Origin of the sequence: Humibacillus xanthopallidus, assembly GCF_006717145.1 — a bacterium.
GTDB lineage: Bacteria > Actinomycetota > Actinomycetes > Actinomycetales > Dermatophilaceae > Humibacillus > Humibacillus xanthopallidus.
Genome location: NZ_VFQF01000003.1, coordinates 814003 through 834635, shown reverse-complemented (window position 1 = coordinate 834635; position 20633 = coordinate 814003). Strand labels below are relative to the sequence as shown.

Below are 20633 nucleotides of genomic sequence, written 5' to 3'. Positions count from 1 at the left end.
CGTTCCCCGGCAGACCCGAGAGACCCGTCAGACCCCGACGAGCAGGTATGCCGTCCGGTCGGCTCAGCCGGCGAGGACCGTGCGCACGACGGCGGCGACCCGCCCACCCTCGGCGCGCCCCGCCACAGCGGCGTTGGCAGCCTTCATCGCGAGGCCCATCTGCGGCATACCGGAGGCGCCGGACGACGCGACGGCCTCGCGGACGATGTCGTCGAGCTCCTCGTCGGTGAGCTGCTTGGGCAGGTAGCCCTCGAGGACCGCGAGCTCGGCCTCCTCCTGGGCGGCGAGCTCGGCGCGGCCGGCGCCGGTGTAGGCCGTGGCGGCCTCGCGGCGCTTCTTGGCCTCCTTCGTGAGCACCTTGAGCACGTCGTCGTCGGTGAGCTCGCGGTGCTCCGTGCCGGAGACCTCCTCGGTGGTGACGGCGGTCAGGGCCATGCGCAGCGTGCTGGCGCCGACCTGGTCTCGCGCGCGCATCGCGGCGGTGAGGTCGGACTGCAGCTGCTCCTTGAGGGTGCTCATGGGGCCAGTCTCTCAGGCGAGCCACCCACCGCTCGCACGGATTCTCGGCGGTGCCGCGCAGGGTGCGAGGATGTGCCCCATGCGTGCCGTGACGAAGACCGTGCTCGGCCTCGGTGCCGCCGGGGCCGGCGTGCTCGGGTGGGCCTCCCTCGTGGAGCGAAACGCCTTCGTGCTGCGGCGATTCGAGGTGCCGGTGCTACCCGAGGGCGCGCAGCCGCTGCGGGTGCTGCACCTGTCTGACATCCACCTCCTGCCGCGCCAGCGGGCCAAGGCCGCGTGGGTCAAGAGCCTCGGGTCGCTCGATGCCGACCTCGTCATCAACACGGGCGACAACATCGCCGGGCCCCACTCCGTGCCGGGCCTGCTCGACTCCTTCGAGTGGCTCCTCGACGTGCCGGGCGTCTTCGTCTTCGGCTCCAACGACTACTTCGCGCCGAAGCTGAAGAACCCCTTCAAGTACCTCACGCGCGACCACGCCAAGTCGGTCGGCTCGACGCCCCGGCTGCCCACCGCCGAGCTGATGCACGCCTTCCGCTCCGCCGGCTGGGTCGACCTGACGAACCGCCGCGACACCCTCGAGGTCCGCGGCCTGCGGCTCGACTTCGTCGGCGTCGACGACCCCCACCTGGGCTACGACCGCCTCGACCTCGTGCGCGGCGCCGCGTCGCCCGACGCCGACCTCACGATCGGCGTCACGCACGCGCCCTACCAGCGGGTGCTCGACGCGTATGCCGCCGACGGCGCCTCGCTCATCATCGCGGGCCACACGCACGGCGGGCAGGTCTGCGTGCCGGGCTACGGCGCTCTCGTGACGAACTGCGACCTCGACACCCGGCGCGCCAAGGGCCTCTCGCGGTGGTGGCCCGGAGCTGGCCACACGCCGTCGTCGGAGGCCCCCGAGGGCGCCGCCTGGCTCGAGGTGTCGGCCGGCCTCGGCACCGCCCCGACGGCGCCGGTGCGGCTCGCCTGCCGCCCCGAGGCGACCCTGCTGACCCTCGTCCCCCGCTCGTAGCCGCCGGCGCTGACGGCTGGTCGCCGTCCGATTCGGAGATGGGCAGGGGCCTGCGCTAGCATCTCTGCTTGCTGCCTCCGGTGCATTCCGAGGGCAGGTGCAGCACCGGGGTGTGGCGCAGTTTGGTAGCGCGCTTCGTTCGGGACGAAGAGGTCGCAGGTTCAAATCCTGTCACCCCGACCAGTGTGATGTCTGAGGACATCGGCGACAGTGGCCCTACGGAAACGTAGGGCCGCTGTTGTTCCTCGGTGGCGGTCCGGGTGGCCGTCCGGTGGGTTGGTAGTCGCTGGTGGGGTCGAGGGCGAGCTCTCGCAGGATCTCGCCGGCAGCGAGGTCGGCGATGGTGATGTCGAGGTCCTGGACGAGCAGCCGAACCTAGGTTCCGGCGTGGGTTCGTCCGACCTGACTCGTGCCACTTTTGGCGATCTCGGCGATTGGCCGAGCGTTTGTGCTGGTCAAGGCGGTGCGCTGAGTCGCGTTGACACACTAAGCGGGCCGGTAGGGTCGCGCTCGTGGTGTTCGTGCGGAAGGTCCGAACGGCTTCCGGGGCGACGGCGGTGCAGATCGCTGAGCGTCTGGACGGACGAGACCGGGTACTCGAGCACCTCGGCTCGGCGCACACCGAGGCCGAGCTCGCCGCCCTCGTCGCGGCCGCCCGCCGCAAGGTGTACCCGGGACAGGGCGAGCTGGACCTGAGCGCAGGCGCGGTCCCGGCCGGGCACGCGGTGATCACCTCCAAGTCCAGCGCGGTGCTGTGGCAGGTCCTGGCGGGCGCGTACACGCGGCTCGGGTTCGATGCCATCGACGATGTGGCGTTCCAGCAGCTGGTGCTCGCCCGGATCATCGAGCCGACGTCCAAGGCCGACTCGCTGCGCGTGCTTGAGGAGGTCGGGGTCGCCCACGCGTCGTTGCGCACCATGTTCCGGTCGCTGGCCCGTGCCCAGGAGCGCGGCTACCGCGACGTGCTCGCGGGCGCGTGCTTCACCCACGCCACCGCGAGCGGGGATGTGTCGCTGTGCCTGTACGACGTCACGACGTTGTACTTCGAGGCAGAGAACGAGGACGAGCTGCGCAAGGTCGGCTACTCCAAGGAACGCCGCGTCGACCCGCAGATCGTCGTCGGCCTCCTCGTCGACCGGGGCGGCTTCCCGTTGGAGATCGGCTGCTGGGAAGGCAACACCGCAGAGACGACCACGATGATCCCGATCATCCGTCAGTTCCAGCAGCGCCACTCCCTGTCGGACATGGTCGTCGTCGCCGACGCCGGGATGCTGTCCGCGTCGAACCTGAGAGATCTGGACTCGGCGGGGCTGCGGTTCATCGTCGGCTCCCGGGTGACGAAGGCGCCGGCGGACCTGGCGTCGCACTTCCGGTGGCACGGGGACGCGTTCACCGACGGGCAAGTCATCGACACCATCACCCCACGCGTCGCCACCACCGCCGCCCGGGGCGTCAACGACGTCAACAAGAAGACGGAGCCGACCTGGGACCCGGCCGTGCACGACCGGTCCTGGCGGGCCGTGTGGGCCTACTCCCGCAAGAGGGCCGCCCGCGACGGGAAGACCCTGACCCTGCAGGAGAACCGCGCCCGTGCCGTCGTGGCCGGGGAGAAAGCCGCCCGCACACCGCGGTTCGTCACCACGAAGCACGGCACCCAGTCACTGGACGAAGCGTCCCTCGCCCGAGCGCGGCGCCTAGCCGGCCTCAAGGGCTACGTGACGAACATCCCCGCGGACGTGATGCCCGCCGGTGAGGTGATCGCGAGCTACCACGACCTGTGGCAGGTCGAGGCCTCGTTCCGGATGAGCAAGAGCGACCTGCGGGCTCGGCCGATCTTCCACCACACCCGCGAGTCGATCGAGGCCCACCTGACCATCGTCTTCGCGGCTCTTGCCGTCGCCCGCTACCTGCAGGACGCGACCGGGATGAGCATCAAGAAGCTCGTGCGCACGCTCCGGCCGCTGCAACTGATGACCCTGACCATCGCCGGGCACGAGCACACCGCAGCCGACCCCCTCACCGACACTGGCCGCGACATCATCATCGCTACCGGCACGAACTGGCCGACACACTAAAGCGGCACGACTCGGGTCCTGGACGAGCAGCCGAACCTAGGTTCCGGCGTGGGTTCGTCCGATGCCGACGTGGTACAGGCGGCCCTAGTGGCGCAGGATCAGGTTGCCGTTCTTGGAGACTCGGTCCTCGCGGACCCGGTCGACCTGTTAGGCATCAAGGCACGGCTTCGCCGCAAATCGGCCTGCGGGCGGCTGGCCTTCCCGCCCTCGGCCCGCCTTTGGTTTAGCGGAACTAGAGCGACTTCCAATGTTTCCGAGCAGCCAGGCGAACGGAGCTTCGTCGCTGAGCGTCGCCCAGCAGACTCTGTCGAGTGGGTCCACCCTCTTGGTCCGACACCCGCAGCCACTCGTGGCATTCCTCCCAGGCTCGACGACGATCCACCGCTTGGGACTCGCGCGCCTCCGCCCAGTCCTCGGTAAGGTCGCACTCCTCATAGGGACCATGAGTCACGTCGTCGAAGTCGAATGTTGGCACGACCACGCGGCTGTTGTGGTGGACCCAACGCTGAAGCAAGAGATTGACACCAAGTGGCGATAGGCACGCGTCCCTGCGCCCCAGTCCATCTGGGTCAATCACATGCACCTTTTCGAAGAACACCGCCTGATCGCGCCTACGCGATGCTACGTCCGGATATAGATCCGGCAAAGGCATCATCCTCGCGTACCCCCGCCAGTCGGCCGGCGGAAGCGGCTTGTGAGGACGCACCTCGGCCACGAGAAGCCGTCCGACGAGGTCGACACCGTTCGACCTGAGAGCGCAGGGATGCTGAAGCACGATAACGGTCTTGACTTGCACCTCTGCGCCAACGGAGACGTTCGTTTCGGCGAACACATCGCCCGTCAAGACAGGGCGCGATTCGACGACCTCATCGCCCCGAGCCCGGTACAACGCATCCCAAGCAGGCGCATCCTCCGGGCACGGAGCCTCGAGGTCGTGCGCCACTAGTCCCCCTTCACACGCAACGATCGGTTGCCGTCGGCCGCAACGAAGGACTCAAACCTCGAGCGGTAGTTGTCACGCCAGTCCGGCTGGAACTCAGTGAGTATGGACTCTGGGTCCGCGTGACCGCTGGCGTAATCGAATACTAAATCCACCTGCTGCTCTGCGTACAACACCGCCGGCGTCACCGGAGCGCCATCCACGAGGGGCATCTCGAACCAAGACGCCGCCTCCGAAACCAGGTAGTCATCCGCCACCTGGTCACAAGCGGCAACCAGGCCTGCCAGGTTCCTACGATTCTCACCAGTCAGCTTTTCCCCACGACGCCACTTTTGGACAGCAGGGACGCTAACCCCGAGCATTTGCGCTACGTCACGCCAGGCGAAGCCCAAGTCGTCGAGGACCCCAAGGAGGTCTGTGGGAGCCTGCTTTCCCCTTGTGGCCGTACGGGCACGCCACTCGGTCATTTGCGTGCTTCGGTGAAGGTCGCCAGACTTACTGCTGAGGTCCTTGGCGACGCTTCGCAACATGCCAACATCCTCGGTGAGAATCTTGGCAGATGTCTGGGTAGAGGTCGGCGTTGGCACAATCGTCAGTTCGGCTGCGAACGTGCCGGTGTGGTAACGGCTATCTACTGACATCACGTAGGACGTCCTCTCTCAGTCGGTCAGTAATGAGGGATTCGAATAGCGCCCTTACTGGGACGTGAAGTTCACTAAAGATTTGATGGATTTCAGCCGGTTCGAACGCCGGAATGACGTCAGAGGCCGTCCAATAACTGTCGATATCTACGAGGAAGAAGGGGCCAGAAGGTGGCGTCGGCCTTCGCAGATCCGCAGAAGGATCAACCGCATACCCTTCTCCTGGGCCGTACCGCAAAGAAACCGCTTGACCGGCACGGGACGCATCAGGGGTGAAGGTCCCGATCGCCTGCCACGGTCCAACGTTCAGCCCGACCTCCTTCGCGACCGGGGCAAGACCCATCATCGTGGGATTCACCCACGCACCCCAGTCCTCGAGCGATTCACTCAGGTCGGGCACCCGAATCTCGTCGATATACCGAATGCCAACGCGTTCCACTCCATCGACGGCGGCAATCTCCTGGCGGATGGCGGTCGCGCGATCGATCACCTCAAGAAGCGCCTCGAAGTGGAGGTATGAAGTTGTCTCCACAACTACAGCTTCGGGACGCATGGTGACACTGACCGTCCGGTCCCGACTCATCATTCGAGGATGTGTCGTTTGAGTCATCTGAGTCGGTCCGCCCATGCTGGCCACCACATTGGTCGTCACCAACGGGCGTGAGATCGGGAAATCCGGCCGGAGGGCCCGCTTGAAGGCAGCCTCCATGGCCCCACTCATCGCCGACGCTTCGCTGTGTCGGATCTCAGCTGCAACCAGCACCAAAGGTGCATTTGGATAGATCTCGCGGTCGATCACACCGGAAACTTACCGCAACTACGCGGTCGATGATACCAAAACGACAACCAGACTGATACTCACAGGAGAACGGGACCGACTCACAGGATCCATCGCCCCGGGCGGCTGGCAAGGGATGGCCAAGGCTGCTCTTCGGTAGTGCTCACTCCCCGTCCGCTCGGAAGAAGTCGCCGAGCCCCTCCGACGGGCTCCGCGGGGCCGTCACCGTGGGCCTCTAGATGACGAGGTGTCGCGACCGAATGGGGGCTGCGTGGCGTCGAGCACATCGACGGTGGACACAGAACAGAGGTACAGCAGTGGTGCAAGGCGGCAACATCCGTCATCGACCGTTCAACCACGAGCAGGAGGCGATCCCATACGGCAACTGTGCGCGGAGTTCGGGACGAAGAGGTCGCAGGTTCAAATCCTGTCACCCCGACCAGCTGACTGAGGGCTCTGAACTGCGCACGCGCGGTCAGGGCCCTTCGTCATCTCCCGGGGACTCGGCCCGGCCCCCTCGGCCGGCCGGACGGCATGCGCCCTCGGTCGCGGGCACGCTCGCGCTCACCCCGTCGGGGGGATGCCGCGCCCACGAGGGGCGCCTACCGTTGCACAGATCGGAGGGCGACCACGGCCCCGACCCCTGTCGTGAGGAGTGCCCGTGACCACGAACCCGGACAGCACCCAGCCGCAGCCCGGCAGCCGGCGGCTCATGGTGCTCCTCGCGATGGCGATGTTCGTCCTCGTCGTCGACACCTCGCTGATGAACGTGTCGATCTCGGCGGTCGTCCGAGACCTCGACACGACCGCCAGCGGCGTGCAGTCCGCCATCGCCCTCGAGGCGCTCGTGTCGGCCGCGTTCATCCTCATCAACAGCAAGGTCGGCGACCTCATCGGGCGCAGGCGGGCCTACGTCCTCGGCCTGCTCGCGTATGCCGTGGGCGCCCTCGCGATGACGCTCGCGCAGAGCCTCACCGCCATCGTCATTTTCTGGGCGATCATCGGCGGGCTCGGCGCATCGCTGCTGCTGCCCGCGATGCAGTCGCTCATCCACGGCAACTTCGCCGGCGCCGCGCAGAAGCAGGCCTACGCCCTCATCGGCGCCGCGGCCGCCATCGCCGCCGCGGTGGGCCCGCTCATTGGCGGCTTCGTGACGACCTACCTCTCGTGGCGCGTCGGCTTCGCGCTCGAGGTCGTCATCATCGCGGTCGTGCTGAGCCAGATCCGGCTCGTCAAGGACGTCGCCTACACCGGCTCGCGCGAGGTCGACGTCGTCGGGGCGGCTCTCTCGGTGGTCGGCATGGGCGGCGTCGTGCTCGGCATCCTCGTGTGGCAGGAGGGCGGGGAGTTCGTCCTGCTGCTCATGGCGGTCGGCGCCGTCGCGCTCGGCTCGCTCGCGTGGTGGCTCGTCCGCCGCAAGCGGAGCAACCAGGTCACGCTGCTCGACCCCGGCCTCTTCGCCTCGGCGAACTTCACGACGGGCGTCCAGGGTCAGATGCTCCAGCAGATCGCCCTCGGCGGCGCGATGATCGTCCTGCCGCTCTTCCTCCAGATGACGCTCGAGTACAACGCCATGCAGGCCGGGCTGTCGCTGGCGCCCTTGTCGCTGACGATGTTCGCCGTCGCCCTGGTCGCCGGCAAGAAGGCGGGCGACCGGCGCCCTGCGGCCCTCATCCGCACCGGCTTCCTGCTCGCGGCGATCGGCACCGCCGTCATCATCCCGATCGTGCCGCGGGTCGACAGCGGGTGGTACCTCGTCGTCCCGCTCATCATCACCGGCAGCGGCCTGGGCCTGCTCGTCTCGCAGCTCAACAACTACACGCTGGCGCCGATCGAGGAGGAGCGGATCAGCGAGGCCGCGGGGGTCAACTCAGCAGCCGGCTCGTTCGGGTTGTCCTTCGGGCTCGCGGTCGCCGGTGGGCTCATGCTCGCCGTGCTGGCCCTCAGCTTCACCAACCTCACGGCCAGCAGCACCGTCATCCCGCCGGCGCAGCAGCAGCAGATCGCCCAAACCCTCGAGCAGGACGCCGAGATCATGAGCACGAGCGCGCTCGACGAGCAGATCACCGGTCAGCCACCCGAGATCGAGGCCGCGGTCCTGGCCATCAACGACGAGGCCCGGAGCCGCTCGCTCCAGGCCGCGCTGCTCATCCCGCTGCTCGCGAGCCTGCTCGGCCTCGCCAACTCGTTCCGGATGCTGCGGCTGCCCGACATCAAGCCCTCCGCCGCGATCGAGGGCCTGGGCGCCGGCTGAGGCCTCACCCGGGCGGGGCCTCGCGGGTGCCGTCGTCGTGCTCCTGCACCATCCGGAGCAGGGCGTCGCGCACGGATCCGGGCCGCTCCCACCACACGAAGTGGCCGGCGCCCTCGACCCGCTCGAGCCGGGCGCCCGGGATGCGCTCCACCGACCGGGCTGCCGCGAGGTCGGCCGGCATCGGACTGCCGGCGCCGGCCACGACGGCGACCGGGGTCCGGATCGCGCCGAGGCCCGCCTCGAGCTCGGGCAGCAGCGCCACGAGGTCGTCCCAGAGCCCGACGTGCGCCTCGGCCGACTGGGTGAGGGTGGGGCGCGGCATGACGTGACCCGGGTCGGCGAAGTAGGCGGGCCAGATGAGGTCCCACTCCTCCTCCTGCTCCTGCGGCGTCGACGTGCCGTCCATGTCCTTGGCGTCGAGCTCCTCGACCCGGGCCCGCGCCTCCGGAGGCAGGCGAGCGACGATCGCGGACCAGAAGGCATCGGCCCCGCCGTCGCCGACCGCGCCGAGCGGGTCGACCGCCAGCACGCCGTGCAGCCGGTCCGGGATCGCCTCCGCGACGTGGAAGCCGAGGTGACCACCCCACGAGTGCCCGACGAACCAGGCCCGCTGCCAGCCGAGGTGGTCGAGCACGGAGACGACGTCGCCCACCGCCTCGGCCACGGTGAACTCGCCGTGCGGGCACGACGGGGCGAGGCCCCGCTGCTGGAAATAGGCGACCTCGAACTCGCTCGCGAGCTCCTCGACGAGCGAGTCCAGGTGGTCGTAGCCCAGGCCCGGCCCGCCGTGGGCGAGCAGCACCGGTCGGCCCGACCCGGTGACATAGCCGACGAGCGTGCCCCCTCGCGCCGGGGCCTCGAACTCGCGTCGTTCCATGCCTCGACCGTATGCCGCCCCGCCGTGCCGCGGCGCCCGTTCCCGACACCGATCGAGAGGGATCGAGACCGATCGACACGGTCGAGACTCATCGCGACCGCTCCGGCGCCGATCGCAAAAGTCCTCCGTACGACGCACGCGAGGGTGACACTGGGAGACGGCCGGGCAGGCGACACCCCGTCGGCTCCGCATCCACAGAGGAGGCCGCATGCCCGACGGCGAGGAACCCCGCCACCCGCTCGACGCCGCAGCCCCGGGCCTGCCCGTCTACCTCTCCACCGAGCACTGGAGCCTGCTCGGCACGCGCTCGCTGACGTGGAGCGAGGTGATGAGCCGCATCACGATCCACCTGACCGTCGTGTCGGCCTTCCTCGTCGTGCTCGCGCTGACGGCCCAGGCCACCGGCTTCGGAACGGCGTTCAGGGTCATGTCGATCGGCTTCGCCTCGGCCGCCCTCGTCATGGGCACCCTGACCGCCATCCGCGTCAACACCGCGAGCCGCGAGGACGCCGACCTCGTCCGGGCGATGAACCGCCTCCGCCACGCCTACCTCGAGCTGGTGCCCGAGCTCGCTCCCTACTTCACTGCGTCGATCCACGACGATGCCGCCGGGCTCATGCACACCTACGCGTTGGGTCGCCCCCGCCACCGCGTCCTGCACGTCATCGGTGGCACGTCGATCTTCCTCATGGTCGTCAACGCGCTCGTCGCGGGCACCCTCGGCGCGCTCGTCGCGAACGCCGCCGGAGGCGGTGCCGCCCTCGTCACGCTGGCGGGCGTCCTGCTCGGCGCCGGCTACACCCTCGCCCACCTCCTGCTCGCCCGCCGGGTCTTCGCGAGCGCAGGCCCCGACGTCCGCTTCCCCACGCCCGGCACCCCGTGAGCTGAGCCGCGAGCAGGCGTATGCCGTCCGGCCGGCTCCCCCAGCCGGCTCAGCCGGCCCAGCCGGCTCAGCCGGCTCAGCCGACTCAGCCGGCTCAGTCGACTCAGCCGGCTCAGTCGGCGCCGTGGGCCGTCGAGCGCACCGACTCGGCGACGACGTCGACGAGCTGACCCGTGCGCTCGACCATCCGTCGCTGGCGGATCGCGCCGTTGCCCTCCTCGCGCAGCCGGGCGAGCCCCTCCCGCACCGGCTCGAGGTCGCCGACCGCCTCGAGGGCGGGCCGGACGTGCTCGACGAGGTGGTGGACGACGTCCCAGCACGGCTTCGGGCGCCCGGTGAAGGGGTCGAGCAGCTGGCCCGACAGCCCCTCGCGCGCGGCCTGCCACGTCGCGAGCCGCAGCATCGCCGTCGACACGTCGGGAGGCTCAGCGCCGGAAGCCCACTCCTGCGCAGCGGTCTCCACGAGGCCGCGACAGATGGCCGCGAGCACGATCGCCTCGTCGACGCTGAAGCACACGTCGGCGGCCCGGATCTCGACCGTGGGGTAGTGCTGCGCCAGACGCGCGTCGAAGTAGACCATGCCCTCGTCGAGGATGACCGAGGTCAGCACCATCTCGCGCACGAGCCGGTGGTAGGCCTCCGGCGACCCGAAGCGGTCGGTCGGGCCCCAGGACGGCCAGCGCACGAGCGACTGCGTGCGATAGCTGGCGAAGCCCGTGTCCTCACCGTCCCAGAAGGGCGAGTTCGCCGACAGCGCGAGCAGGACGGGCATCCAGACGCGGATCCGGTCGAGCACCGCGACACCCTCCTCGTCGCTCTCGACCGACACGTGCACGTGGCAGCCGCAGGTCAGGTGCTCGCGGGCGGTGCGCTGGTAGCGGTCCTCCATCCACGCATACCGCGTCGACTTCGCCGCGATCGGGGTGACGGGCAACGGTGACGTGCCGAGGGCGGCGACGCTCGAGCCGCTGTCGCGGGCGGCGGCGAACGCCTCACGGCGCCAGCGCAGCACCTCGGTGCGCAGGGTCTCGAGGTCGGCGGCCGGAGCCGTGTGCGTCTCGATCTGCTGCTGCTGGAACTCCCCCTCGACCGCGCCGTGCACCCCGAGACCCGCGACGGGCGGCGGCTGGCCCTCGGCCCGCACCAGCAGCTGTCCCGAGACGGAGCGGGGCCGCCCGTTCCTCACGTCGACGAGGAGCATCTCCTCCTCGACTCCCATGGTGCGGGCCACTCGCGCTCCTCTCTCTACGACTCTCAAAGAGACGTATGCCGCCGGACTGGGTGGTGTTCCGGACGAACCGGAGCGAGCCCGGCGGCATACGCCGACTGTGGCGTGCGCGACCGCGAGCGGCCGGCACGGCGGGTGCAGACGGTGGTGCTGGCGTTGCTTGCCAGGGCACGTACCCACCCGCTGCGGATTCCGCACCACCTCGCTCGCGCAGGCCGCGTCGGGAATGAATGCCGTCCCGTGACGTTGCACACGAGTATCGCGCGGGCCTCGCCGACCCTGCCGTCCTGGAGCCAGACGAATTTGCATCAGAGATGCAGCCGAACCCCGAGGAGCACCGTGTCCACCTCGACGACCGTGGGACTGCGGTCCGAACGCGGCCCCATCCTGCTCGCCCTGATGCTCGCCACGGCGCTCATCGCGCTCGACGCCACCATCCTCGCGACCGCAGTGCCGTCCATCGTCAACGACCTCGGGGGCCTCACGCAGTTCCCGTGGCTCTTCTCCGTCTACCTGCTCGCGCAGGCCGTGTCGGTGCCCGTCTATGCCAAGCTCGCCGACACGGTCGGGCGCAAGCCCGTCATCCTCTTCGGCATCGGGCTCTTCCTCGTCGGATCAATCCTGTGCGGATTCGCTTGGAGCATGGGCTCGCTCATCGCCATGCGCGCCCTGCAGGGCCTCGGCGCCGGCGCGGTGCTGCCGCTGACGACGACGATCGCCGGTGACATCTACACCGTCGCCGAGCGCGCCAAGACGCAGGGCTACATCGCGAGCGTCTGGGCCGTCTCGTCCGTCGTCGGTCCGACGCTGGGCGGGGTCTTCTCGCAGTTCGGCTCGTGGCGGTGGATCTTCTTCCTCAACATCCCCTTCTGCCTGCTGGCCGCCGGCATGCTCTGGCGCAACTACGACGAGTCGGTCGAGCGTCGCAAGCACCACATCGACTACGCCGGCGCCGTCGTGCTCACCGTCTCACTGACCCTGCTCATCCTTGCCGTCCTCGAAGGTGGGCAGGCGTGGGCGTGGGGGTCATGGCAGAGCATCGGCGCCTTCGTGGTCGGCGGCGCGCTGCTCGTCGTCTTCGGATTCATCGAGCGCCGCGCAGCTGAGCCGATCCTGCCCCTCGAAGTCTTCTCGCGGCGGCTCATCGTGGCCACCTGCCTCATCTCGATCGGAGTCGGCGCGGTGCTCGTCGGCCTCACGTCCTACGTGCCGACCTTCCTCGAGCGCTCCACCGGCGTCACGCCGATCGTCGCCGGCCTCGCGGTCGCCGCCCTGACGATCGGGTGGCCGATCTCGGCAGCGCAGTCGGGCCGGCTCTACCTGCGCATCGGCTTCCGCCCGACGGCCCTCATCGGGCTCGTCATCGCCGCGCTCGGCGCCCTCGCGCTGTGGCTGGCCTCGGCGACGCCGACGGTCTGGGCGACAGCCGGGTCGGCCTTCGTCGTCGGCCTCGGGCTCGGCCTCGTCGCGACGCCGACCCTCATCGCGGCCCAGGCCTCGGTGCCGTGGAGCGAGCGCGCGGTCGTGACCGGCACGAACATGTTCATGCGCTCGGTCGGCTCGGCCGTCGGCGTCGCCATCTTCGGCGCGGTCGCCAACGCGATCATCGCGGCCAACGGCGGCCCGTCGTCGGCCAGTGCCGTGCAGGCCGGCTCGACGGCGGTCTTCCTCGCCGTCTTCATCACGGCCGTGATCGCCATCTTCGCGGGGCTGCTGATGCCCGCCGTGCGCGCCGAGGGTCTCGAGCACGACGCCGCCGAAGCCGAGGCCGCAGCCGCCGAGCCCGCCCCCGCCTGAGCCTCCCCCCAATCGAAAGAGCACTTCGTCGGCACGCTCCCCGACCTGAGGCCGCCCCGCCGAGCACTCCATCGGCACCCCGCCCCGCCGGGCACTCCGTCGGCACGCTCCGCAATCCAAAGAGCGTTCCGTCGGCACCCTGCCCACTCGCTTGCCCACTCCCTCGTCAGGGCAGCCGAGACCGGTTTGGGTACGACGACATGGTCGCGATCCTCGTGACGAACCGAGACGGACCACGTCGACTGACGAAGGAGAGCGCCATGAGCCATGACGACGACACCCGCAAGGTGGCCGAGCTCATCAAGGACATCCGGGTGGCCATGCTCACCCACACCGACGCGACGGGTCGCCTCGTGAGCCACCCGATGGCCACCCAGGAGGTGGAGTTCGACGGCGACGTCCTCTTCATCGCCGAGCGCGACAGCCACAAGTGCCAGGACATCGCCGCGCAGTCGCCGGCGAAGGTCAACGTCGCCTACAGCTCAGGCGGCTCATGGGTCTCGCTGTCGGGCACTGCCGAGATCGTCGACGACAACGCCAAGCTCGAGGAGCTGTGGAACACCTTCACCGACGCGTGGATGGAGGGCGGCCCGGAGAACCCGAACAACGTCCTCATCAGGGTCAACGCCGACTCCGCGGAGTTCTGGGACACCCCCGGCTCCAAGGCGACCCAGGTCCTCAACTTCGTCAAGGCGAAGGTCACCGGCGAGCGCCTCGACGACGGCGACCTCGTCGACAACAAGGTCGTCGACCTCTGACGCCAGGCTGATCGGCGGGCTACCAGCCCGTCCGACACGCCGGTATGCCGGTGGGTCACCTTCCACGAGAAGGCAACCCACCGGCATACCTCGTTGGGAGCACTCAGGAAGCGGAGCCCTTGACGAGCCGCATCACGGCACGCTCGAGGGCGTCACGATCGCGCACACGCACGAGGTCGCCGTTGCGGAGGCGCTCACGGTCGGCCCTGGTCATCTTGCGCAGGCTCGGGGCGATGGTGCGACCCACGGCGTACTCGTCGAGCACCCGGGGGTCGACGTAGGAGCGGCGCGCCACGGCGGGCGTGTTGCCGAGGTGCTCGGAGACGACCTTCATGGTGTCCTTCTCGGCGCGCTTCAGCTCGCGCTCGGTCTGCGACGGACCGATCTGGGCCAGTGACACCGCTGCCGTCACCGTCGCGGCCCAGGTGCGGAGGTCCTTGACGGTGAACTCCTCGCCGACGATGTCCTTGAAGGCCGCGTTGAGGTCGCTCGAGTGCAGCTCGTGCCAGCCGAGCTTGTCGCGGTAGGCGAGCAGCCGCTCTCCCGGGTAGTGGGATCGCTTGAGGGAGAGCACGATTCGTGCCAGCAGCTGGTCGCTCATCACTGCCTCGCGCAGCTGGCCGGACTTGGCGGGGAACTCGAAGCTGATGTCCTCGCCGCTGACCGATACGTGGCTGCGGAGCAGCGTGGCGACGCCGTGCGAGCCGTGCTCGGTCTCGTACTCGTCGCCGCCGCTGCGGAAGAGGCCGGCATCGAGCATGCGCAGACCAGCCGCGGTGACCCGGCGACGGGTGAAGCCTGACTCGCGCAGCTCGGAGGCCACATGCTTGCGAGCGGCCGGCAGTCGTTTGGCGAGCTGGAGCACACGGTCGTGCTTCTCGCGGCCACGGGCCTCGTGCCAGGCGTCGTGGTAGAGGTACTGCCTGCGGCCCGCGTCGTCGGTGCCGACGGCCTGGATGTGGCCGTTGCGATAGGGGCTGATCCAGACGTCCTGCCACGCGGGTGGGATGACGAGCGTCTTGGCACGCTCGCGGTCCTCGGGGCTGATGGCCTCGCCGTTCGCCCCCACGTAGCCGAACCCCTTGCCCCGACGCACGCGCCGGATGCCGGGCCCATCGATGTCGCTCCGTCGCAGTCTCACGACTCATCCGTACCCGGAAGGCGGCTGGGAGCAGCCGGGGAGCCGCCGGGAGGGCGCAGGCAGCCGTGCTCAGTCGCGCTCAGTCGTCGGACACGCGGGGCGGCGCGGCTACTCCTCCGCGTGGTCCGGACCGTCGGGGTCCGTCACCGGAACGATCTCGGGGACGAAGATCTCGTCCAGGCCGGGCGGCCGCGGCGGGTCGGGGGTGACGGGCGGGAAGACCGATCCGTCGTCCTGGAGGTGCGACTCGTACGTGCTCATAGCGTCATTGCCAATCCCCCCGAGCGAGGAATCTCTTGCACTGGCCCCTTACCCATCCTCCGGGTCGATGTACCCGCGCGTTTCATGGCGCGCGAAGATACATCGACCCGATGGTGGGTCAGCGGGTCAGGGTGGCGACCCGGCCCTGCTCGCCCGAGGCCCAGCAGGCGCCGTCGTTCGTGCACTCGACCGAGTCGAAGCTGCCGGTGTCGAACGGGGCCCACGACCGACCGCCGTCCGTGGACACGTCGGAGCCGGTGGGCCCGACGGCCAGCACGGTGGCCCGGGTGCCCAACACCCAGTCGGAGCCGGAGCGGTAGCCGCCGGGGTTGCTCGTCGGCTTGCTCCACGTCGCGCCGCCGTCGGCGGTCCATGCCGCGTTGTCGACCGACTTGGTCGGGTCGGTGTAGTCGCCGCCGATGAGCACACCGCGCCGCGCGTCGCGGAAGGCGACGGAGAAGATGCCGGCCGCTCCGCCACCGGCGACGGGAGTGTCGGCGACGGTCCACGTGTGGCCGCGGTCGGTCGAGGTGAACAGGCGCGCCGGGTCGACGCCGCCGCTCGCGAGGTAGGTGCGGTTGCCCGGGCCCGTCGCGAGGCACGTGCCCGAGGCGGCGAAGGCGAACTCACCGGGCAGCGCGTCCGGCATGCCCGCGGGGTCGACGAGCGACCACGTGTGGCCGCCGTCCGCCGTCTCGACGAGCCGGAAGCGCCCGTCGACCGGGTCGCTCATGGCGAGCCCGCGCTGCGGCGAGCTGAAGGCCATGCAGTCGTAGAACGCGGCCGGGTCGGTGTTGCGGAAGGTCTCGGTCCAGCTCGCGCCGCCGTCGTCGGTGACGAGGATGCGCGAGTCCTCACCCTCGCCGATCGAGAGGATGACGGCACGCCGGGCGTCGAACGCCTCGATGTCGCGGAACTGCAGCGTCTCGGTGCCCAGCCCCTCGGGGCTGACGTCGCTCCACGTGGCGCCGCCGTCGGTCGTGCGCAGCACCGTCCCGTTCGTGCCGCTCACCCACGCCACCCGCGACGAGACGGGAGCCAGGCCGCGGAAGCGCTCCGTCGTGCCCGTCGGCGTCAGGTTCCAGCTGTATGCCGTCGGCTCAGCCCCGCTGGGAGCCTGACCTCGGGCGGGCGCTGAGCTCGCGGCATACGCGCCGGCGGCCCCAGCGAGGAGTGCGATCGTGGTGGCGGCGACGAAGAGGGTGCGGGTGGGTGGCTTCATGCCTCCTCAACCTAGGGTGCCCGACCCGCGCTCGCTCGCTGAAGGGACGTCCTCGGCCGTGGACCACGGCGCGCCCTCGATGGGAGTCCAGTCGTCGACGACGAAGTCGAGGTAGGTGAAGCTGCCTTCGGGCTCGGGGGCGTGCCAGCGTGCCTCGCCCTCACGGCATACCCGGTGACCCGACCACTCGCCCTCGGAGCGGACGGGCGTCGACCAGCGCTGCGGGACGAAGCTGCGCCCGTCGGGCGAGGCCCGCAGCCTGTCGTCGGAGACGAAGTCGGTGACCCGGCCCTCCGCATCGATGGTCAGGGTAGCGGAGACGACCTGACGGCCCACGGTGAACTCGGCTGTGGCAGTGGAGGTTTCGCTCTCGGGCGGAGCCCACACGATCGGCGCGCCGACGAGCGCCGCGGGAGCGAGGAGACAGAGGTCGTTGAGCACGGTCACCGTCTCGGCGCGGTCCATCTCGGCCCCGGCTGCGCTGACGATGGGCACGACCGACGCGAGACGGACGCGCATCGTGGCACCCTGCCGGTCGAAGACGTGCAGCACGTCGACCGGCAGGCCGAACATCGTGGCGTCCATGAAGAAGACGCGACAGGGCTCGGGGCCGTAGACGTTGACCTGCTCGCCGGTGAAGGGCATCCACGGCTTCGCGGGGCCGCCACGGATGCGGCCGTGGATGGTCGCTCGGAAGCCGATGACGGCGGGGCGGTTGACGGCGCCTGCGTGACGCAGGAGCCGCGCGACCGGGGCGGGGAGGGTAGCGAGGTGGTCCTCGGTGACGAACCCCGACTGCCGGGTCTGCGCGAGCGCCGCCTCGACGTGGTGGGCGTAGCCGGCGCGGAGGCTCCGAGGGCCCGTGCGAGCCCACGCATGGGCGGCCACGACGAGCAGCAGCACGTTGACGGCGGTGCCGGCACTCGCGTCCTGCCACGCCGAGACGATGAGTGCCTGTGACGCGACGGCGGCAGCGAGCGCCAGCCACCAGGGGCAGCGGCGTCGGGCGAGCAGGACGGCCACCGCCAGCATGAGCATCGCGACGACGAGCCAGGCGAGGCCCAGCCACGGTCCGATCGGCGTGCTCAACGCGGGCACGACCGCCCAGCCGAAGCCCTTGACCGCCCCGAGCAGGTGCAGCAGCCCATGGACGGCCACGACGACGATGACGAACCACCGGATGACACGCCGAAGGAGCATGGCGGTCACCTCCCCTCCCACCCCATGCTCCTCCTGCGAGCGAGGCCCGCCCCGGAGTCGTCGCCAAGGTCACGTGCGGACGACAGAGGGGCCACGCCCGCGGTGGGCGTGACCCCTCAGGGAGGACGGGAGGCTCAGCGGCCGGTTCCGCCGTAGACGATGGCGTCCTCGGTCGAGTCGAGGCCGAAGGCGGTGTGCACCGCGCGCACGGCCTCGTCGAGGTCCTCGGCGCGGGTCACGGCTGAGACGCGGATCTCGGAGGTCGAGATCATCTCGATGTTGATGCCGGCCTCGGCGAGGGCGCCGAAGAACTTCGCGGAGACGCCCGGGTGGCTCTTCATCCCGGCGCCGACGAGGGCGATCTTGCCGACGCCGTCGTCGAAGCGCAGGTCGGCGTACTCGACGTCGCTCTTGATCGACTGGAGCACCGACATCGCCTTGGGACCGTCGGCCTTGGGGAGGGTGAAGGAGATGTCGGTCTTGGCCGTCTCGGCGGCCGACACGTTCTGCACGATCATGTCGATGTTGAGGCCGGCCTCGGCGATGGCCCCGAAGATCTTGGCCGCGATGCCGACGCGGTCGGGCACCCCGACGATCGTGATCTTGGCCTCGCTGCGGTCGTGGGCGATGCCGGCGATGATCGGTGCCTCCACGGCGCCTTCTCCTTCGTAGGGGTTGTCCTTGATCCAGGTGCCGGGCTTCCGCGACCACGACGAGCGCACGTGGATCGGGATGCCGTAGCGGCGGGCGTACTCGACGCAGCGCAGGTGCAGGATCTTGCTGCCGTTGGCGGCGAGGTCGAGCATCTCCTCCATCGAGAGCACGTCGAGCTTGCGGGCGTTGGGCAGCACGCGGGGGTCGGCGGTGAAGACGCCGTCGACGTCGGTGTAGATCTCGCACACGTCGGCGCCGAGCGCAGCCGCGAGCGCGACCGCGGTCGTGTCGGACCCGCCGCGACCGAGCGTCGTGATGTCCTTCGAGGTCTGGCTCACGCCCTGGAAGCCGGCGACGATCGCGATGTGACCGGCGTCGAGGGCGCTCTGGATGCGCCCGGGCGTCACGTCGATGATCCGGGCTGCGCCGTGCGCGTCGTCGGTGATGACTCCGGCCTGGCTGCCCGTGAAGGAGCGCGCCTCGGCACCGAGCTGGGCGATCGCCATCGCCACGAGCGCCATCGAGATGCGCTCACCCGAGGTGAGCAGCATGTCGAGCTCGCGGGCCGGCGGGGCGGGCGTGACCTGCTCGGCGAGGTCCATCAGCTCGTCGGTCGTGTCGCCCATCGCGGACACGACGACGCAGACCGAGTGGCCCGCGCGCTGCGTCTCGACGATGCGCCGAGCCACGCGCTTGATGGCCTCGGCGTCGGAGACGGACGACCCGCCGTACTTCTGGACGACGATGCTCACACTGGCTCCGAATCTGGTCACGGGGGCGGTTTCGTGCGGGTCGAGTCTAGGCTCGCCGCCCGGACGCCCACGGGGGAGGTCACCATGCTGAGACGTCCGGCGACGGGCGCGCGCGGGCGCAAATCCTGCGGGCGTTCAGGGGTGCAGGGCGTCGAACTCCGCCTCGCCGACGGCCTCCTCGTCGGCGTCGAGCCGCAGGTGGCCGAGGATCGAGTGCAGCGCCCGCAGTGACGCGAGGGCGCGGTCGCCCCACTCGGACAGGTAGCTGAACTGCCACCACCACAGGGCCTCGAGCCGCCGGCCGGCCGAGTAGTGCTTGAGCCCGTGCGAGAGCGCGAGGGCGACGTCGGCGAGGTCGCCCGAGATCGAGCCGTCGGCCCGCTCCCCGGAGGTCACCGGGTCGATGACGTAGATGTAGTCGTCGATGCCGGCCAGGGCGTTGGCGAGGCCGTCGCGCAGCGGGTCGGCGTCGTCGTCGACCCCCGGGTCGGGCTCGAAGCGCTCGGTCGGCACGACGTCCTGGATGGCCCCGAGGCGGGCGCCGGCGACGAGCACCTGCGAGAGCGCCAGCGTCAGCAGCGGAAGGGCCGTGTCGGGCGAGCTGCCCGAGGCCACCTCGGTGACAGAGGTGAGGAAGGCGCTCGCCTCCGCAGCGGTCAGGTCGGCGAGCCCACCGAGGTCACCCACGTCATGGGCGCCCTCGACATCCGTCGCGTGCGTGGACATTGCTCAACCCTTCGTCGTATGCCGCAGCGCCTGCTTCGCTGCCCACCACAGTCTGCCGCGTGGCCGGTGCACCCGTCGACCGGGACCCACCCCGACCCAGTCGAGTGGCCCCGCAGTCACACTCGAGTGGCCCCGGAGTCACAGTCGAGTGGCCCCGCAGTCACACGAGCCCCGTCTCAGGTGTGACGACGGGGCCACTCGACTGTGGGAGGACGCGGCGGCATACGGCGGCGGTGTGACGACGGGGCCACTCGACGGTGGCAGGGCCGGTCAGGCGTTGACCTGGCGGCGGCCTTCGAAGGCGCGGCCGAGGGTGACCTCGTCGGCGTACTCGAGGTCGCCACCGACCGGCAGCCCCGACGCGAGCCGGGTCACGGTGACTCCGACGTCGCGCAGCAGGCGGGAGAGGTAGGTCGCGGTCGCCTCGCCCTCGAGGTTGGGGTCGGTCGCGATGATGACCTCCTGCACCTCGCCCGATGCGAGTCGCGGCATGAGCTCGCGCACCCGCAGGTCGTCGGGGCCGATGCCGTCGATCGGGCTGATCGCGCCGCCGAGCACGTGGTAGGTGCCGCGGAACTCGCGGGTGCGCTCGATGGCGACGACGTCCTTGGGCTCCTCGACGACGCAGATCGAGGTCTGGTCGCGCCGCGGGTCGGCACAGATGCGACACCGCTCCGCCTGGGCGACGTTGCCGCAGACCTCGCAGAAGCGCACCTTGGCCTTGACCTCGGTCAGGGCGGTGACGAGCCGGTTCACGTCTTCGGAGTCCTGCTGGAGCAGGTGGAAGGCGATGCGCTGCGCGCTCTTGGGACCGACCCCGGGGAGTCGGCCGAGCTCGTCGATCAGGTCCTGCACTGCGCCTTCGTACACACGACCACCCTAAGCCCGGCCACCGACGCCCAAAGCGGTGACGCG

Annotated in this window: 18 protein-coding genes and 1 tRNA gene; 7 read left to right on the top strand and 12 right to left on the bottom strand. The window is 70.0% G+C overall.

What is annotated here, in order from left to right; all coding sequences use genetic code 11:
* Positions 1 to 63 precede the first annotated feature (63 nt).
* Positions 64 to 519, bottom strand: coding sequence for a GatB/YqeY domain-containing protein (locus FHX52_RS21835; protein ID WP_141824440.1), 456 nt, complete (start codon positions 517 to 519; stop codon positions 64 to 66).
* Between the two features lie 79 nt (positions 520 to 598).
* On the opposite strand from FHX52_RS21835, the gene FHX52_RS21830 reads away from it, so the two are divergent.
* The 3 genes from FHX52_RS21830 to FHX52_RS21820 all read left to right on the top strand — a co-directional run bounded on the left by FHX52_RS21830 (position 599) and on the right by FHX52_RS21820 (position 3606).
* Positions 599 to 1531, top strand: a complete 933-nt coding sequence (locus FHX52_RS21830; protein ID WP_141824439.1) for a metallophosphoesterase — start codon at positions 599 to 601, stop codon at positions 1529 to 1531.
* A 106-nt stretch (positions 1532 to 1637) separates the two neighbouring features.
* Positions 1638 to 1714, top strand: a tRNA-Pro gene (locus FHX52_RS21825).
* Positions 1715 to 2043: 329 nt separating this feature from the next.
* Positions 2044 to 3606, top strand: coding sequence for an IS1634 family transposase (locus FHX52_RS21820; protein ID WP_141820155.1), 1563 nt, complete (start codon positions 2044 to 2046; stop codon positions 3604 to 3606).
* 942 nt (positions 3607 to 4548) lie between these two features.
* Here the strand turns inward: FHX52_RS21820 and FHX52_RS21815 are convergent.
* Positions 4549 to 5190: a hypothetical protein gene (locus FHX52_RS21815; RefSeq protein ID WP_221630681.1), complete on the bottom strand. Its 642-nt coding sequence runs from the start codon at positions 5188 to 5190 to the stop codon at positions 4549 to 4551.
* Complete coding sequence (locus FHX52_RS21810; protein WP_141824438.1) at positions 5174 to 5986, bottom strand: TIGR04255 family protein; 813 nt, start codon at positions 5984 to 5986, stop codon at positions 5174 to 5176. The genes FHX52_RS21815 and FHX52_RS21810 overlap by 17 nt, the downstream gene beginning before the upstream one ends.
* A 691-nt stretch (positions 5987 to 6677) precedes the next feature.
* Here FHX52_RS21810 and FHX52_RS21805 point away from each other — a divergent pair.
* Complete coding sequence (locus FHX52_RS21805; protein ID WP_141824829.1) at positions 6678 to 8219, top strand: MFS transporter; 1542 nt, start codon at positions 6678 to 6680, stop codon at positions 8217 to 8219.
* 4 nt (positions 8220 to 8223) lie between these two features.
* Here FHX52_RS21805 and FHX52_RS21800 read toward each other — a convergent pair whose 3' ends face one another.
* Entirely contained in the window at positions 8224 to 9096 is an 873-nt protein-coding gene (locus tag FHX52_RS21800) for an alpha/beta fold hydrolase (protein WP_185747426.1), read from the bottom strand.
* A gap of 208 nt (positions 9097 to 9304) precedes the next feature.
* Between FHX52_RS21800 and FHX52_RS21795 the strand changes: the two genes are divergently transcribed.
* Positions 9305 to 9979, top strand: a complete 675-nt coding sequence (locus FHX52_RS21795) for a hypothetical protein (RefSeq protein WP_185747425.1) — start codon at positions 9305 to 9307, stop codon at positions 9977 to 9979.
* 112 nt (positions 9980 to 10091) lie between these two features.
* Here the strand turns inward: FHX52_RS21795 and FHX52_RS21790 are convergent, their stop codons facing one another.
* Positions 10092 to 11210: a carboxylate-amine ligase gene (locus tag FHX52_RS21790; RefSeq protein ID WP_246070319.1), complete on the bottom strand. Its 1119-nt coding sequence runs from the start codon at positions 11208 to 11210 to the stop codon at positions 10092 to 10094.
* A 396-nt stretch (positions 11211 to 11606) separates the two neighbouring features.
* Here FHX52_RS21790 and FHX52_RS21785 point away from each other — a divergent pair, with 396 nt between their 5' ends.
* Both FHX52_RS21785 and FHX52_RS21780 read left to right on the top strand, forming a co-directional pair.
* A complete protein-coding gene (locus FHX52_RS21785) occupies positions 11607 to 13004 on the top strand; it encodes an MFS transporter (protein WP_141824827.1) in 1398 nt (465 codons plus the stop codon).
* Positions 13005 to 13264: 260 nt separating this feature from the next.
* On the top strand, positions 13265 to 13762 hold the full coding sequence (locus tag FHX52_RS21780) for a pyridoxamine 5'-phosphate oxidase family protein (RefSeq protein ID WP_141824436.1): 498 nt from the start codon (positions 13265 to 13267) through the stop codon (positions 13760 to 13762).
* 103 nt (positions 13763 to 13865) lie between these two features.
* On the opposite strand, the gene FHX52_RS21775 is transcribed toward FHX52_RS21780, so the two are convergent.
* The 7 genes from FHX52_RS21775 to recR form a co-directional block, all read right to left on the bottom strand.
* Positions 13866 to 14903 (bottom strand): DNA topoisomerase IB, encoded by a 1038-nt coding sequence (locus FHX52_RS21775; RefSeq protein WP_246070318.1) that lies wholly within the window; start codon positions 14901 to 14903, stop codon positions 13866 to 13868.
* Between the two features lie 108 nt (positions 14904 to 15011).
* Positions 15012 to 15164, bottom strand: coding sequence for a hypothetical protein (locus FHX52_RS24020; RefSeq protein WP_185747424.1), 153 nt, complete (start codon positions 15162 to 15164; stop codon positions 15012 to 15014).
* Positions 15165 to 15282: 118 nt separating this feature from the next.
* On the bottom strand, positions 15283 to 16386 hold the full coding sequence (locus tag FHX52_RS21770; protein ID WP_141824435.1) for a WD40/YVTN/BNR-like repeat-containing protein: 1104 nt from the start codon (positions 16384 to 16386) through the stop codon (positions 15283 to 15285).
* A 6-nt stretch (positions 16387 to 16392) separates the two neighbouring features.
* Positions 16393 to 17586: a DUF6544 family protein gene (locus FHX52_RS21765; protein ID WP_141824434.1), complete on the bottom strand. Its 1194-nt coding sequence runs from the start codon at positions 17584 to 17586 to the stop codon at positions 16393 to 16395.
* Between the two features lie 134 nt (positions 17587 to 17720).
* On the bottom strand, positions 17721 to 18992 hold the full coding sequence (locus FHX52_RS21760; protein WP_141824433.1) for an aspartate kinase: 1272 nt from the start codon (positions 18990 to 18992) through the stop codon (positions 17721 to 17723).
* Between the two features lie 135 nt (positions 18993 to 19127).
* A complete protein-coding gene (locus FHX52_RS21755) occupies positions 19128 to 19718 on the bottom strand; it encodes a DUF5063 domain-containing protein (RefSeq protein ID WP_141824432.1) in 591 nt (196 codons plus the stop codon).
* A 270-nt stretch (positions 19719 to 19988) separates the two neighbouring features.
* On the bottom strand, positions 19989 to 20588 hold the full coding sequence (gene recR, locus FHX52_RS21750) for a recombination mediator RecR (RefSeq protein WP_141824431.1): 600 nt from the start codon (positions 20586 to 20588) through the stop codon (positions 19989 to 19991).
* Positions 20589 to 20633: the final 45 nt, after the last annotated feature.

Coding starts and splice junctions, on each gene's coding strand:
- FHX52_RS21835 (WP_141824440.1), bottom strand. CDS start 519: ATGAGCACCCTCAAGGAGCAGCTGCAGTCCGACCTCACCGCCGCGATG.
- FHX52_RS21830 (WP_141824439.1), top strand. CDS start 599: ATGCGTGCCGTGACGAAGACCGTGCTCGGCCTCGGTGCCGCCGGGGCC.
- FHX52_RS21805 (WP_141824829.1), top strand. CDS start 6,678: ATGGTGCTCCTCGCGATGGCGATGTTCGTCCTCGTCGTCGACACCTCG.
- FHX52_RS21800 (WP_185747426.1), bottom strand. CDS start 9,096: ATGGAACGACGCGAGTTCGAGGCCCCGGCGCGAGGGGGCACGCTCGTC.
- FHX52_RS21795 (WP_185747425.1), top strand. CDS start 9,305: ATGCCCGACGGCGAGGAACCCCGCCACCCGCTCGACGCCGCAGCCCCG.
- FHX52_RS21785 (WP_141824827.1), top strand. CDS start 11,607: ATGCTCGCCACGGCGCTCATCGCGCTCGACGCCACCATCCTCGCGACC.
- FHX52_RS21780 (WP_141824436.1), top strand. CDS start 13,265: ATGAGCCATGACGACGACACCCGCAAGGTGGCCGAGCTCATCAAGGAC.
- FHX52_RS24020 (WP_185747424.1), bottom strand. CDS start 15,164: ATGAGCACGTACGAGTCGCACCTCCAGGACGACGGATCGGTCTTCCCG.
- FHX52_RS21770 (WP_141824435.1), bottom strand. CDS start 16,386: ATGAAGCCACCCACCCGCACCCTCTTCGTCGCCGCCACCACGATCGCA.
- FHX52_RS21765 (WP_141824434.1), bottom strand. CDS start 17,586: ATGCTCCTTCGGCGTGTCATCCGGTGGTTCGTCATCGTCGTCGTGGCC.
- FHX52_RS21755 (WP_141824432.1), bottom strand. CDS start 19,718: ATGTCCACGCACGCGACGGATGTCGAGGGCGCCCATGACGTGGGTGAC.